Below are 342 nucleotides of genomic sequence, written 5' to 3' on the forward strand. Positions count from 1 at the left end.
TTAATCCTACAGTTGTTCTTGCGCTTGCTGATGGAGCGAGTGCGATCAAAGAGGACAGTGTTGATAACGAGATCAGCATTAAAGCGTCCTCTGGTGATGCGACGGATGAGTTGACAACAGTTGTTGTTACCTTCCCTGATGCGAGCGGTGTTGAGGTTGGTGATCTTGATCTGAGTGCTCTGACATCTGATGCGTCTGTTGCGAGTGCGGTAGCGAGTGTTGCTGGTAATGGTGACATTGTTATCACGGTCACGCTGAACTCTGGTGTAACAAGTCTGGACAGCAGCTTTACGCTTGATGCGCCGGTTGAGGACAGTGATGTTGATCTCAGCGGTATCACAG

At 49.7% G+C, this 342-nt stretch carries 1 protein-coding gene; it reads left to right on the forward strand.

The features are described from left to right. Positions 1 to 342 (forward strand): hypothetical protein (locus tag WH96_RS22265; protein ID WP_047766204.1); only part of this gene is annotated, 342 nt, incomplete at both ends.

Origin of the sequence: Kiloniella spongiae (assembly GCF_001026905.1) — a bacterium.
GTDB classification, from domain to species: domain Bacteria; phylum Pseudomonadota; class Alphaproteobacteria; order Kiloniellales; family Kiloniellaceae; genus Kiloniella; species Kiloniella spongiae.